The sequence below is a fragment of the Exiguobacterium sp. BRG2 genome (assembly GCF_031844245.1).
Lineage (GTDB): Bacteria > Bacillota > Bacilli > Exiguobacteriales > Exiguobacteriaceae > Exiguobacterium_A.
On sequence record NZ_JAUZUW010000002.1, the window covers coordinates 265283 to 280052 of the forward strand.

Annotated in this window: 14 protein-coding genes; 12 read left to right on the forward strand and 2 right to left on the reverse strand. The window is 43.7% G+C overall.

The features are described from left to right. Positions 1 to 142 precede the first annotated feature (142 nt). The 8 genes from Q9R23_RS04065 to Q9R23_RS04100 all read left to right on the forward strand — a co-directional run bounded on the left by Q9R23_RS04065 (position 143) and on the right by Q9R23_RS04100 (position 8398). Entirely contained in the window at positions 143 to 772 is a 630-nt protein-coding gene (locus Q9R23_RS04065; RefSeq protein WP_311246442.1) for a 3D domain-containing protein, read from the forward strand. Between the two features lie 185 nt (positions 773 to 957). Next, positions 958 to 1689, forward strand: a complete 732-nt coding sequence (locus Q9R23_RS04070) for an ABC transporter ATP-binding protein (RefSeq protein ID WP_214854362.1) — start codon at positions 958 to 960, stop codon at positions 1687 to 1689. Then, positions 1686 to 3203, forward strand: a complete 1518-nt coding sequence (locus Q9R23_RS04075) for an ABC transporter permease/substrate-binding protein (protein ID WP_311246443.1) — start codon at positions 1686 to 1688, stop codon at positions 3201 to 3203. Before Q9R23_RS04070 ends, Q9R23_RS04075 begins: the two co-directional genes overlap by 4 nt. Then, positions 3200 to 4072: a diacylglycerol/lipid kinase family protein gene (locus Q9R23_RS04080; protein WP_311246444.1), complete on the forward strand. Its 873-nt coding sequence runs from the start codon at positions 3200 to 3202 to the stop codon at positions 4070 to 4072. The genes Q9R23_RS04075 and Q9R23_RS04080 overlap by 4 nt, the downstream gene beginning before the upstream one ends. A gap of 174 nt (positions 4073 to 4246) precedes the next feature. Continuing rightward, positions 4247 to 5590, forward strand: coding sequence for a sodium-dependent transporter (locus Q9R23_RS04085; protein ID WP_311246445.1), 1344 nt, complete (start codon positions 4247 to 4249; stop codon positions 5588 to 5590). A 253-nt stretch (positions 5591 to 5843) separates the two neighbouring features. Next, complete coding sequence (locus Q9R23_RS04090) at positions 5844 to 6587, forward strand: 5-bromo-4-chloroindolyl phosphate hydrolysis family protein (RefSeq protein ID WP_035407298.1); 744 nt, start codon at positions 5844 to 5846, stop codon at positions 6585 to 6587. Next, positions 6574 to 7782, forward strand: coding sequence for a toxic anion resistance protein (locus Q9R23_RS04095; protein ID WP_214854348.1), 1209 nt, complete (start codon positions 6574 to 6576; stop codon positions 7780 to 7782). The genes Q9R23_RS04090 and Q9R23_RS04095 overlap by 14 nt, the downstream gene beginning before the upstream one ends. 49 nt (positions 7783 to 7831) lie before the next feature. Further along, on the forward strand, positions 7832 to 8398 hold the full coding sequence (locus Q9R23_RS04100) for a deoxycytidylate deaminase (RefSeq protein ID WP_056062130.1): 567 nt from the start codon (positions 7832 to 7834) through the stop codon (positions 8396 to 8398). A 270-nt stretch (positions 8399 to 8668) separates the two neighbouring features. On the opposite strand, the gene Q9R23_RS04105 is transcribed toward Q9R23_RS04100, so the two are convergent. Then, complete coding sequence (locus tag Q9R23_RS04105) at positions 8669 to 9154, reverse strand: hypothetical protein (protein WP_311246446.1); 486 nt, start codon at positions 9152 to 9154, stop codon at positions 8669 to 8671. A 142-nt stretch (positions 9155 to 9296) separates the two neighbouring features. Between Q9R23_RS04105 and Q9R23_RS04110 the strand changes: the two genes are divergently transcribed. From Q9R23_RS04110 to Q9R23_RS04120, 3 genes are read left to right on the forward strand one after another with little or no spacing between them, the layout of a single operon-like run. Beyond that, positions 9297 to 10487, forward strand: a complete 1191-nt coding sequence (locus Q9R23_RS04110) for an HD domain-containing protein (RefSeq protein ID WP_214854342.1) — start codon at positions 9297 to 9299, stop codon at positions 10485 to 10487. Positions 10488 to 10498: 11 nt separating this feature from the next. Beyond that, a complete protein-coding gene (locus Q9R23_RS04115; RefSeq protein WP_311246447.1) occupies positions 10499 to 11458 on the forward strand; it encodes a CobW family GTP-binding protein in 960 nt (319 codons plus the stop codon). Next, entirely contained in the window at positions 11451 to 11852 is a 402-nt protein-coding gene (locus Q9R23_RS04120) for a reverse transcriptase-like protein (RefSeq protein ID WP_290759053.1), read from the forward strand. Before Q9R23_RS04115 ends, Q9R23_RS04120 begins: the two co-directional genes overlap by 8 nt. A 22-nt stretch (positions 11853 to 11874) precedes the next feature. Here Q9R23_RS04120 and Q9R23_RS04125 read toward each other — a convergent pair whose 3' ends face one another. After that, a complete protein-coding gene (locus Q9R23_RS04125) occupies positions 11875 to 13179 on the reverse strand; it encodes a hemolysin family protein (RefSeq protein ID WP_311246448.1) in 1305 nt (434 codons plus the stop codon). A 115-nt stretch (positions 13180 to 13294) separates the two neighbouring features. On the opposite strand from Q9R23_RS04125, the gene fumC reads away from it, so the two are divergent. Then, positions 13295 to 14689 carry a class II fumarate hydratase gene (gene fumC / locus Q9R23_RS04130; RefSeq protein ID WP_290784320.1) on the forward strand — a complete coding sequence of 465 codons (1395 nt, stop codon included), beginning with the start codon at positions 13295 to 13297 and terminating at the stop codon, positions 14687 to 14689. Positions 14690 to 14770 lie beyond the last annotated feature (81 nt).

Consider the following 14770-nt stretch of genomic DNA (forward strand, 5'->3'; position numbering starts at 1 on the left):
ATGAGAGCGTTTTTTGTAAGCGTGTAACCATTTCGTTACTTTTTGACAGATATATTTCAAATCATGGTGTTCGCTTTTCAAACGGTTTGTCGCCGTGATACGTTGTGCGGGTCGTAAAACGGCGAGAAAGGTTGGCACCAACATGAAACGAACATCATTCCTATTATCCCTCTGTTTAGCGGGATTCATATTTATTCTTTTGCCGCATCATGAAGCTTCAGCGGCACAAATCGGGATTGGAACAGAGAAGACGATCGTACAAAATCCGTTAGAGATGAAACGTCAAGCTGCTCAAAAAAGGCGGGAACAAGCTGAGGAAGAAAAGCGAGCTCGATTACAAGCCGTAGCCAAACAAAAAGCAGAAGCGGAGCAGAAAGCAAATGCAAATGCTAAAAAGAGAGCACGACAAGCTGCGAAGCAAAGCCGGAAGCAAGTGAAGACGAATCGTTCATCAAAACGTACGGTAACATTTGAAACAACAGCGTATACGACAAATCCAGAAAACAATGGAAGCCGCTTGTATAATGGTCGCGCCTTAACGGCATCGGGTTATGACGTCACGAATACGATTACATACGAAGGACGTCGCATCGTTGCTGTCGATCCATCGGTCGTACCGCTTGGAACTAAGGTACATGTAGAAGGTTTCGGCGATGCGATTGCGCTCGATACAGGTGGTGCGATTCGCGGGAAAATCATGGATCTTCTTGTCGGTTCAAAACAAGAAGCATTAGAATGGGGTCGCCGTCAAGTCACGGTGACGTTCGAATAAGAGGCGTATATGGGTAGGCGATGGATAGTTTCCATCGTCTTTTTTGTTTTGATGAAGAATATAATAACGATCTGTTCGATGTTGGATTTAGAAAACAGGGGAAAGAGTGGACGGAATAGGTTTTAGAATGTCCAAGAAAGGGGAATTTTACAAAGATAATAAACAGGGGAAACGAGGGATGAGGAGTGATTGAGTTCAAAGATGTCGGTAAAACGTATGCGGATGGAACAAAAGCGGTGCAACACGTTAACTTCACCGTTGATCAGGGTGAGATTTTTTGTTTGATTGGTCCATCGGGTTGCGGAAAAACAACAACGATGAAGATGGTCAATCGATTGATCGATCACACAGAGGGTCAAATTTGGATCGACGGTGAGCCGATCATGTCAATCAACGAACATGAACTGCGGCGGCGAATCGGTTACGTCTTACAACAGATTGCCCTCTTTCCACATATGACGATCGAAGAAAATGTCAGTGTCGTGCCAGAATTATTAAAGTGGGACAAAGAAAAGGTGGCGCGTCGAGTCGATGAATTATTCCGTCTGACAGGTTTAAACATATCGCTTAAGAAGAAATATCCGAGTGAACTTTCAGGGGGGCAACAACAACGTGTCGGTGTCATGCGTGCGCTCGCAGCAGAGCAAGACGTCATCTTGATGGATGAACCTTTCTCCGCCCTTGATCCAATTTCACGTGAACAATTACAAAATGATTTGTTGCATCTAAACGAAGAGCTTGGAAAAACAATTTTATTCGTTACGCACGATATGAACGAGGCATTAAAACTGGGCAGTCGCATTTGTCTGATGAATGCTGGGGAGATTGCTTTCATCGGAACAAAGGAAGAAGTACTAGCGAGTAATGATCCATTTGTTCAAGAGTTCATGCGTCAAGTCAGGGGGAAAGTCGAATGAACGGCTTGATTGAAACGTATCAAGATCGGAAAAGTGAATTGCTTCAAGCGTTAATTGAGCATATTCAACTATCGGTCATTTCGTTACTTATCGCATGTTTCATCGCCATTCCGCTTGGGATCTACTTATCACGGAATAAACGTCTGAGTGAGTGGTCGATTGGTGTGACTTCCGTCATTCAAACGATTCCATCATTAGCGCTACTTGGTCTGATGATTCCACTTGTCGGAATTGGTACAGTCCCGTCTATCATTGCACTTGTTCTCTATTCTTTATTACCAATCGTTCGTAATACCTACACAGGTCTCGCCGAAGTCGATCCTTCAATTAAAGAGGCGGCACGCGCATGTGGGATGACCCCGATGCAAAGTCTATGGAAAGTCGAACTTCCGTTAGCTTTGCCTGTCATGATGGCCGGAATTCGAACGGCGATGGTATTGATCATTGGTACGGCAACGATTGCTGCCTTGATTGGTGCTGGTGGACTAGGGTCGATCATTCTCCTTGGAATTGACCGTAATGATAACTATCTCCTTTTGCTTGGTGCGATTCCAGCAGCTCTCCTTGCTCTTCTATTTGATGGTTTACTACGCCAAACGGAAGTCGCAACTCGTAAACGGCAGACGGCACGTCTCGTGACGGCAGTCGTCTTAATGGTCGCAATCGTCATCGCACCTTTCGCATTCGGCCGTAGCGAACGACCAGATCTCGTCGTTGCCGGAAAACTGGGCGTGGAACCGGAAATCTTAATGAATATGTATAAAATCGTCATCGAAGAAGAAACGGATTTAAAGGTTCAAGTCAAACCAAACTTCGGGAAGACGACATTCGTTTATAAAGCACTCGAGTCAGGAGACATTGATGCTTATCCAGAATTCACAGGAACGGTGCTCGCTAGTTTGACGAATGAAAAACCAAAATCAAACGATGCAAAAGAAGTATACGAACAGGCGAAAACCGGTCTAAAAAAACAAGATTTGACCTTATTGCCACCAATGAACTATAACAACACCTATGCTGTAGCCGTTCCGAAGAAATTAGCGGAACGCTACGATTTAAAGACGATTTCTGATTTAAAACAGGTCGCGAATCAACTGACGGCTGGATTTACATTAGAATTCAAGGATCGCCAAGATGGTTATAAAGGAATCCAAGATAAATATGATGTCAATTTCAAGAAGGTCGTCACGATGGAACCGAAATTGCGTTATAAAGCGATTGAATCTGGTGAAATCGATGTCATTGATGCGTACTCGACCGATCCAGAGATTGCAAAATACGACATGCTTGTTTTAAAAGACGATCAGCAATTATTCCCACCGTACGAAGGAGCACCTTTACTTCGTCAAGAGACAATCGATGAGTATCCAGAGGTAAAACAAGCGCTTGAGCAATTATCGGGCAAGATTTCCGATGAAGAGATGTCGAAAATGAACGAAGCTGTCGCGTATGGTGGAAAAACTGCAAATGCGGTCGCCCGCGATTACTTGAAGAAGGAAGGCATCATCCAATGAAACTATTGCTGATCAGTAACCCGACAGCCGGTACGAATGGTACAGGATTACTTGGAGAAGTCATCGAACCGTTAAGTACGTTGTTCGACGAGATCGTCATTCGAAATACAAAACAAGCAGGAGATGCGATGCATTTTGCGGAAGAATCATCCGCGTTTGACGCTGTCGTCGTCATCGGTGGAGATGGGACGGTCTTTGAGACGATCAATGGTGTAGCGAAATTAGAAAATCGCCCGATACTTGGCATTATTCCTGGAGGTACGTGTAATGATTTCGCACGAACACTTGGCTTACCGATGGCGCCACGGCTTGCAGCAGAAGCAATTGCTATGCAACATGTCGTTCAAGTCGACCTTGGGCAAGTCGGAGATAGCTATTTCTTGAACTTTCTCGGTGTCGGTCTCGTCACCGAAGCGTCGATTGGGATCGATACAGAAGAAAAAGCGCGTCTTGGGAAGATGGGGTATTATTTATCGACGATTCGCTCGAGTTTAGAAGCAAAACCATTCGAATATGAATTAATTTTAGATGAAGGTCGTCAAATGACAGGTGAAGCAGTATTGATTCTGGCAGCAAATGGCGAATCACTGGGTGGAATCGAGACGAATTTGTCGGATGGAGCTTATAATGATGGAAAACTAGATTTGGTAATTGTTGATGAGGTAAATTTGACGACAATCCGGGACGTCATCCTTCAAAAAATTGGTCTCGCCAATGATCCATCTTTTACCCATATCTTGACGAGCGGATTTCAATTAAAGACAAAAGGAGCAAAAGTCATTGATACAGATGGTGAAAAAGCCATCCATACACCAATTACCGTCAAAGTGTTACCGGAATACCTTCGAATGTATGGTGGCACTGATTAATACAATTTGAGTCGAGAGAAGGTCGAGATAATATTCGACCTTCTTTTTTTATTTTCATGCAATGCGTATATGCGGTTATGCTTTGACGCTTTAAAGAAAATATTTGATAAAGGATGACTTTCATGATTTCTTTCTGTACAATGAAAAAGTATTTTGAAAAGGAGGTGGAGCACCATGAAAGGAAACGCATGGGCTTCAAAAGTTGGATTTATTTTAGCAGCAGCGGGATCCGCCATTGGTCTGGGGGCCATTTGGAAATTCCCGTATACGACTGGAACAAACGGAGGGGGCGCCTTTTTACTTTTATTCCTCGTGTTTACCTTGCTACTTGGATTGCCTGTCTTGATTGCTGAGTTTTTAATCGGTCGAACGAGTGGGAAAACGGCACTTCAAGCGTTCTCGGCGCTTGGTCATAAGAAGTTCACGTTCATTGGTGTCCTGGGTGTCATCGCCTGTTTCTTGTTGCTCTCTTTCTACAGCGTCATCGGAGGCTGGGTCTTAATTTATACCATTCTTGGTTTTACAGGTCGGTTAACGACAATGGATAGTGGAGCACTCGGTGAATTGTTCGGAACGATTTCAGCCTCACCGCTTTATGTCATCTCGGGGCAATTGATTTTTCTCGCTCTGACATGTTGGATCGTTTTACGTGGTGTTCAATCTGGTATTGAAAAAATGAGTAAGATCATGATGCCATTATTATTCGTGTGTTTCATCATTCTTGTCTTACGATCGTTAACGCTTGATGGTGCGATGGAAGGCGTCAAGTTTTTCGTTCAGCCTGATTTCTCGGTGCTCAACCGAACTTCTGTCCTGAGTGCCCTTGGGCAAGCGTTCTTTTCCTTATCGCTCGGTGTATCAGCGATGCTGACGTATGCATCCTATATGAAGGAACGTGGAGAAATTAACCGTTCGGCAGCATGGATTGTTGCGATGAATGTAGCCGTCTCATTATTAGCAGGATTTGCGATTTTCCCAGCCGTTTTTGCTTCAGGTCTTGACCCGGCAGAAGGCCCAGCGTTACTCTTTATCGTCTTGCCGACCGTCTTCAGCCAAATTCAATTTGGTTCGTTGTTCTTGATACTATTCTTCTTGTTATTCGCTTTCGCGTCGATCACTTCATCGATTGCGATGCTTGAGGTCGTCGTTGCTTCCTTGACGGATCGAAAAGAAAACGCGACGATGCGCGATAAAAAGCGGACGACTTGGCTTGCGACACTCGCAATCGCCATCGTCGGCATTCCATCTGCACTCTCGTTTGGAATTCTAGGTGATGTACAATTCATGGGGAAAACATTCTTTGACAGTGTTGATTTCCTCGTTTCAAACATTCTAATGCCGATTGGTGCATTATTGATTTCAATTTTTGCCGGTTACAAACTCGACCGAACTCTTATCGAGCAGGAGCTAATAACAAGTCCATTCATGAAAAAAATCGTTCCTGTGTGGCGGGTAAGCGTATGCTACTTGAGTCCGATTGCGATTTTGATCATTCTCATCTGGCCAATTTTTGGATGATATATAAATAAAACTCTCGGAAGGTAGTCGACAACGTATGTCGACTACCTTCTTTATCGTAAGAGTTGATATAAAAAAGGTGAACAGTTCGTTCTTCGGTCTGATGTCATTACTGCAAAAGTATGTTGAAATATAAATATACGAGGCGTAATATTTCGGGAAAACGGGAAACTTTTTGTTAAACGTTACGTAATGTTAAAATAAAGACACGTAGACCTGATAAAAGAATCAGCAAGAAGGAAGAGGGGATGATATGAAGTCTTCATGGTGGATATTTGGCTCCATCGGTATGATGTTCGTATTTTTACAATTGGCTGATACGTTCAACTTTTCGGGAATCTTCATCGCACTTGGGTTATGGTTCATTTGGAGTGGTTACCGGACTAAACCAGGACGACGATATCGGACTGAACGAAAGTCGACCGAAATCAAGCGGAAAAATGTCAAAAAGAAACTACTACTCGATGACGAAGATGAGTTTGTGGGCAGTGTCATCTTAAAACCCGAGCGGGCGACACGACGCTTTGAGGAGACGGATGATTTAGAACTTCAAGTCTTGCAACGGACGATTGAGGAAGGATTTGTGAAAATCCAGACGTATGATCAAATCGTTCCCTCCATACGAGATGGTGAAATTAGAAGTGAGATGCGAATGGTTTCACGCGAAGCCCATGTATTGTTCGAAGAGTTATATGAAAGTCCACGAGACGTCAAAAAAGTCCGAGACTTCTTTACATTCTACCTAGATTCCTTATTATCGATTTCAGAAAAATACGCCGATCTGGAACGCCGAGGTGCCCAAGTTCAAGTTGATACGAAAAATCAACTGATTTCGAATTTGAAAATGATTGGTCAAAAATTAAAACAACAACAAACCTTATTGCTCGAAGGGGATACCGTTGATTTAGAACGGGAACTCTTGACGATTGAAAAGGTTCTAGCACAAGAGACTGAACAACAAAAACAGGAGGAGAGTTACCGACATGACCCATTCTGATAAAGAAACGTGGCAACAATGGCCTGATGAGCAAGATCAACCAACGATCTCCGATCCGTCGGTCGATCTAAATATAGCGGAGACACCTCCTAAAATGCCGGCACGCCCTGTCGAAGAGATGATTCCTTCGGATGTTCCAGCAGAACAGCGACAAAAGATCGAACGTTTGCTACAAGTAATCGATCTTCAAAAGACGGATGCCGTCATGCAATTTGGAGCACCCGTTCAGCGTGAACTCTCTCAATTCTCCGATCAAGTCTTAAGTGAAGTAAAAATGAAGGACGGCGGGGAGGCAGGAAAACTGCTGAGTGATTTAATGCAACGTGTACGTCAAATGGATCCAGACACACTTCAAGAAAAAAAGAGTTTCTGGTCGAACGTTCCGGTTATTGGGCGAGCAAAGAAAAAAGCAGAGACGTATTTCTTGCAGTATGAGAAAATGAGTGCTTATCTCGAGGAAGTCGTACACAATCTTGATCGATCGAAATTTGGATTGATGAAAGACATCACTTTACTCGACCAAATGTATCAAAAAAATAAACGTTATTTTGAAGAATTGAACGTCTATATTGCGGCTGGCGAGACGAAAATCGCTCATGTGCGTCAGCATGAAATCGAACCGCTACGGACAGAAGTCGAGGTATCTCGGGATCAGACAAAGTTACAGGAATTAAATGACTTGATTCAATTGACGGACCGTTTCGAAAAGAAAATCCATGATTTAAAATTATCACGAACGATCAGTTTGCAAATGGCGCCGCAAATTCGCGTCATTCAACAAAATAACCAAATTTTAGCGGAAAAAATCGAATCGGCAGTCGTCAATACGATTCCGCTCTGGAAAAACCAAGTCGTCTTATCCTTAAGTTTATCACGTCAAAAAGCAGCACTCGAAATGCAAAAGGATGTCACCAACACGACGAATCAGCTACTTGAGCAAAATTCGAAGTTACTGAAAGAATCGTCGATTGAAATTGCGGAAGAAAACGAAAAAGGAATTGTTTCTGTCGAATCATTAAAAGTGGCACACCAAAACTTGATTGAGACACTTGATGAGACATTACGCATTCAACAAGAAGGAAAACAAAAACGCCGCGACGCTGAGCATGAATTAGAACGAATGGAAAACGAATTGAAACAAAAAGTCATCGAAGTTGCCTCAAAAAGTAGAGAATTACCGAATCGACCATACTAAGGAACACGAATTTTCGTGTTCCTTTCCTTCATGAAAGGAAGGATTTTAAATGAATATAGAAGAGAAGCAATTGAAGTGGGACACAACATGGTTATTATTTGCGCGGATGATGGCAGATCGTCATTCAAAATGCGCCTCAAAATCCGTTGCTTGTGTCATCGTCAAAGACGAAAAGCCGATTTCGATCGGGATAAACGGAACACCCAGTCAGCATGTGAATTGTAATGAAATTTACTTAAAGCAAGAGGGTATTCTCTATACATCAAGATCCGACCATCCGATTACTGAAGAGTCGATTGAACGAAACGGGATTCTCTTTTATCGTTGTGAAAATCAAGAGGAACATCATGAGTGGTCGAAGCAGCATGAGATTCATGCTGAAATCAATGCACTCGGTAAGCTAGCTGCCGATTCGACGAGTGCGCGTCATGCGACAGCATACGTCACACATAGTCCGTGTCATGCGTGTAGTTTAGCGCTCATTGCCTCTAAAATTGATCGTGTCGTCTATTCGACAGGATATGAATATGGGGACGGATTGAACCTGATGCGACAAAGTGGAATCGAAGTCATCCACTTACCACTCGCAAACGAATATTTTCTTGAAAAAATTTAACGGAAAAGGGTTGTAAACGCTTCCATGGCATTGTATGATGAAATCAAGCATTGCCATGGTAATTATTCACTCTTCCATTCGGACTGATTTTCAATCGAAAATCGGTCCACTTTTTTTAGAAAAGAATTGACAAGACTTGAATAGTTTGGCATGATGACAATAGAATATGACGAAGCGGAACGCCGCATTTTCATACAAAACCAATCAAGGAGCTGGAATGCCAGGTCGTTGAATGAAAAATCCTGACTCATACGAGTCAGGATTTTTTTGTTATGGATGAACAAGCATGGTTTCCTTGAGACGCTTAGCACGGATTTTACATTTTGTAGCGACTGCACCCGCGAGGATTGTCATAAACCGTTGACAAAGAATGTCTGGTTGCGACTGATGTAAAAACAGTTGATGCAATAGTCGATTGAAAGCGGCATCAAGTGTAGAAAGATGTCGTTTGATAGCGGTCGGTGACATATGTTGAATTTCTTCTGCTAAATAACCTGCATCACATTGGAAAGCAGAGAGGATCAACAATTCCGTCTGCATATCAGCCAAGGATAGTCCTTCTTCTTTAACACAATGACATGCCTGACGTAACTCATGAAGCAACAACTCTTCCAGTGCATGCGACGTATGCGATTGGTACGGATCATACGATTGAACAGCTTGCCGAATCTGGTCGCGTGTCACGATTTTGAATGGATCCAATTGATCGTGTGTGACGACAGCTTCGCTGTATAAATGAGTAAGTGGTCGAATCATCGTTTCTCCTCCTTTAAGCATAAAAATTGACTTCCACGTTCATCATAATTCATTTAGAAAACGCTTACAATATATGTTTGATAGTAGTCGTGATGAAATCGTCTCTGCTATGATATGGATGAAGAAAAAGGAGTGAGATGAAGTGATACAATTATTCAAGGCGCTTCCAGAAGTGACGATGCCTTCTAATGAAAATGACGCTTTTTCTATCAATCAATCAAATCAACCGATTGGACTTTCGCTAGATACACTTGTTCCTGGTGAGCGAATCGAAGAAGTACTACTCGTTGCCTCGGGTGAAATTCGCACAGGTCAAACCGGACGAGAGTGGTTACAGTTTACATTCAACTCGCCTGCTGGATCTTGTAAAGGAAAACAATGGATCAATCAAGGAACAGCAGAAGAAGCACTCCGTCCATATCTCGAGACACGAATTGTTCGAGTCGAAGCAAAAGTAGAAGAGTATCCGCCGCAATCCGGTAATAAATCATTGACGGTTCAACGCGTCACACCGATTTATGATGCTTCACCTACGCAGTTCTTGCCGCAGCTACCGTCAGAGGAGTCGCTTGAAACGTATCGTGATCAGTTACTTGGATTGATCGATCAACTAGATACGCCTTACCGAGAAATCGCGCTATCGATTCTGAGACAGTACTGGGCGGACTTTTCAACGCGACCGGCTGCCTTATTTCATCACCATGCTTATATCGGTGGATTATTAAAACATACTGCCTGTATGATGACGATTGGTCAAGGAATCTGTGATAGTGAACAACCGTATTTGACATTGCTGAAATGTATCCAAGAAGCAGAGGCCGATCACAAAAATGAACTATTCCAAGCATCTGAACGAGAGATGCGTCAATTTTCTTGGGATGACAGCTTTGATGCGCTTTATCAAGCAGCAAAAGGAATTGCTCTGTTAGATCAACGACCGAATCCGAATGAATTGTTGCTCGGTATTTTATTGCACGATATCGGTAAACTATGGGAATATACACATGCAGGTGCATCGACAGATCGTTTTTCGAGACTGTTACACGTAACCGAAGAAGAAGAAGAACTAGCAGGTATTGCGCTTGATCCAGATGGTGTTCTTATAGGACATATGCCATACGGATGCTTCGTGCTCGAACAAACGCTTCGAGAAGAAGATATTCGGTTACCACGAGCGGTCTATCACCGTCTCATGCATATGGTATTATCACACCATGGGAAACGCGAGTGGGGATCAAGTGTTACGCCGCAAACGGCGGATGCCTGGTATCTTCATGCGATTGATCTGCTCGATGCACGAAAAGAAAAATGGCGTCAGCAACAAGGACGCTAAGGAGTGAAATCATGCCAGACAAAATACGTACGACCGTCATTACTGGTTTTTTAGGTGCCGGTAAGACCACGTTACTCAACCATCTTGTTTCTCAACCGACAGAGAAGTTTGCGTTGCTTGTCAATGAAGTAGGTTCTGTTCACATTGATGAAGCATTGATTGAGCGAAGTGATGAAGAGATGATCGAATTGACAAATGGTTGCATCTGTTGTTCTATTCGAGGCGATTTACGGGATGCATTGCTACGGATTGCCAAACGTCGCCGTGATGGGGAACTATCATTCGATCGATTATTGATCGAAACGACTGGTGTCGCTGATCCAGGACCGATTCTTCAGACATTTTATTTTGAACCAGCCGTTGAACAGTCTTATCAGATTTCAAGTGTCGTCACAGTCATCGATGCGTATCACTTAGAACGACAATTGACGTTCCAAGAAAATGTGAAACAAATCGGATTTGCTGATGTACTTGTATTAAATAAGATGGATTTAATTAAAGCATCAGAACGCGAACCGTTGATTGCTTTGCTGCGCGAACGAAATCCATCTGCAGCCATCATTGAAACGGAACAGGGACAACTGGAATCAAATCGACTATTTGAAACATTCCATTTTCCAAAAGAAGAACAAGTGCGACTCAGCCAACAAACAGATCAGATTCATCAATCCGTCGAAGATTTTACGGCACTAACGATCGTTGAGGAACGACCATTGAATCGAAATCGATTCGGTATGGTCCTACGTGAGGTGTTAGAAGCCTACGCGGAAGATCTCTATCGTTATAAGGGGATCATCCATTTTGCAGATACAGAACGAAAAGTAATCTTACAAGGGACAGGGATGATTTACGGAACAGCAATCCGAGAACCATTTAGCGAACAACCAAAGACGACGCTCGTCTTCATTGGGAAAGGGCTAGATGAGCAAGCGATACGAAAAGGAATCGAGGCGGCAATTGAACATGGTTGAACTTTATTTTGACGGAACGGTCCGTCCCTCAAACGACGAAGCAGCGGTTGGACTGTTTAGCAAAAGCTCCGAGGGCGAAGTCACAGAAAAAATGTATCAAATTCAAGCAATTAATAATCATGAAGCAGAATTCATCGCATTTGCAAAAGCCGTCGAGTGGGCGCACGAACTAATTATTCAAGGAGAAAGCGTCATTTCGTTTCGGACGGATTCAGAAGCGGTTGCATTAGCGGTCGAACGTGAATTCGTCAAGAATAAACGAACGCAGACGATCTTTGATCCTGCTTTTGAACGCTATCAACTCTTACCACTCGCCTTCGTGAAGTGGATTCCGCGGTCTGAGAATAAAGCAGATCGCGTCGCACGCGAGGCATTACGATTATACGAAGCATAATTGAAGGCAAACACCCCTATCCTTATGGAAGGGGTGTTTGTTCATGTTCGATGCGTTCAATCAGGATTTGATCGACGCGACGTCCGTCTAAGTCAACGACTTCAAATCGGTATGATCCAATCACGACAGCACTTCCACGCGTTGGTACATCACCTAACATATACAGGATTAAACCGGCAACTGTATGATAGGCGTTTAACTGTTCACCGGGTAAGTCATCTGTATAGCCGAGCGTTCGTTTTAAATCATCGATGTGCAATAATCCGTCCGCTAGGAACGAACCGTCTTTCCGCATGACGAGTTCCGGTTCTTCCTCGACGCTTGAAATCTCGCCGACGAATGCTTCGAGAATATCGAACAAGGTGATCATGCCAAGAAAACCACCGTACTCGTCTAAAACGAATGCAATCGATACAGTTTCCTTCCGCATCCGTTCAAGTAAAACGGTTGCTTTCAGTTGGCGGGGAACAATCAGTGGAGATTGAATCAATCGTTCAAGTTCTTTGACAGGATTTTCCGTTGATAGTATTTCTTTTGCATCGATGAATCCGACAAAATGATCCAAATCCCCGTGACCGACCGGTAAGTTTCGGTGTCGCGCTTGTCGGAGCTCTTGTAGGATCGTGTTGGGTTCATCAGCTAAGTCAATCCACTCCGTAACCGTTCTGGGCTCCATCAGTTCATACGCATATAAATCATGAAAATCAAAGACACGAGAAACTTGCTCAGCTTCTGAACGATTAAATGTTCCCTCTTTCGTGCCACGAATTAGTAATTGCCGGACTTCGTCTTCCGTCTCGTCTTTCGTCTGCAATCGATCGAGACCAATCAAGCGGAAGATGGAACTCGTCGATTTACTCAAAACCCAAATGAATGGTCGAAGAACGATCGAGAAGAAGCGCATCGGTGGGGCGAGCCACATCGTAACTCGTTCTGGACTGACAAGAGCAACACGTTTAGGAACGAGTTCACCGATGACAAGCGAAATATAGGTGATGATTGTCACGACAAGAATATAACCGATTGTACTGGCATAAGGAGCAATCCATCCGAATTGAGCGAGCCAATTGATGACAGGACCAGAGAGCGCGGCACCACCGAATGCACCATTAACGATTCCAATTAACGTGATGCCGACTTGAACAGTCGATAACAGGTCAGTCGGTCGATCCAGCAACTCTAATGCGACATGGGCTGATTTTTTACCATCATCCATTGCTTTTTCTAATTTCGATCGTTTGGAAGAGAGCAAAGCGAGTTCGGTCATCGCAAATATACCGTTCGCCAGAATCAATAATAAAACAATTATTAAATTTATTAACCACATGAAATCTTCACTCCTTTTCGATAATAAACTATTCCCCAAAACTGTCTCCCTCATTCCCATTCTGCGAGCTTTCCGGTAAACTAGAAGAGAAGTAATCAAAAGGGGGAATTTGTTTATGGAATACCGTGTAGAACGTGACACGATGGGGGAAATTCGTGTACCGGAAGCGCAGGAGTGGGGCGCACAAACACAACGTAGTCTAGAAAACTTTAAGATCGGAACGGAAAAAATGCCGATTGAAGTCATTCGTGCCTTTGCAGTCCTGAAAAAAGGAGCGGCGCTTGCGAACCGCGACTTAGGTGTGCTTGAGACAGAAAAAGCTGGTGCCATTGCTGAAGTATGTGACGAAATCATCGCGGGGAAATTCGATGATGAGTTTCCGCTTGTCGTTTGGCAAACGGGTTCAGGTACTCAGTCTAATATGAACGTCAACGAAGTGATCGCTCGGGTCGCGACACGCAAATTAAAGGAACAAGGCAGTGAAACGACGATTCATCCGAATGATGATGTCAATAAATCACAAAGTTCAAATGATACATATCCAACAGCGATGCATTTAGCGGCAAAAACAGTCTTATTAGAATCACTTTTCCCAGCTATCGATGCTCTACATGCGACACTTGACGAAAAAGCAAAGGCTTTTGTGGATATCGTTAAAATCGGACGAACACACTTGCAAGATGCTACACCAATCACACTTGGTCAAGAAATCAGCGGCTGGGTCCGGATGCTTGCGCTTTCGAAGCAAATGATCGAACGGACGCTTGATCCATTAACGGAACTAGCAATCGGCGGTACGGCTGTTGGTACGGGGATTAATGCACATCCTGAGTTTGGTGATTTGGCAGCGAAGAAGATGAGTGAAGAGACGGGTTATGAATTCACGAGTGCGGAAAACAAATTCCACGCTTTAACAAGCCACGATCAACTCGTCTTCACACATGGTGCTGTCAAAGCACTAGCGATGGACGCGATGAAGATTGCAAATGACGTCCGCTGGCTTGCATCTGGTCCACGAGCAGGAATCGGTGAAATCACGATTCCAGAAAATGAACCAGGGAGCTCAATCATGCCAGGAAAAGTCAATCCGACTCAAAGTGAGGCATTGACGATGGTCGCTGCGCAAGTCCTCGGAAATGACGCAACGATTGGTTTTGCTGCAAGTCAAGGTAACTTTGAACTAAACGTCTTCAAGCCGGTCATCATGTATAACTTTATTCAATCCGTTCGTTTACTTACAGACGCCTTGCATTCGTTCAATGACCATTGTGCGGTCGGCATTGAACCTGAGCAGTCCGTCATCGCTGAGAACGTCGAACGGTCACTGATGCTCGTAACAGCGCTCAATCCGCATATCGGATATGAGAATGCAGCAAAAATTGCGAAAGCGGCGCATCAGTCAGGATCGACATTAAAAGAAGCGGCACTTGCGACAGGATTGCTAACAGAAGAACAATATGATCAATGGATTGTACCAGCAGACATGGTTCGTCCGAACTTAAAAGCATGAGTTGAAAAAGCGGGGGATATTCCCTCGCTTTCTCTTTATCCGAGAAATGTTATTCGGATCTATAGAAAGAGAGGGAATTGC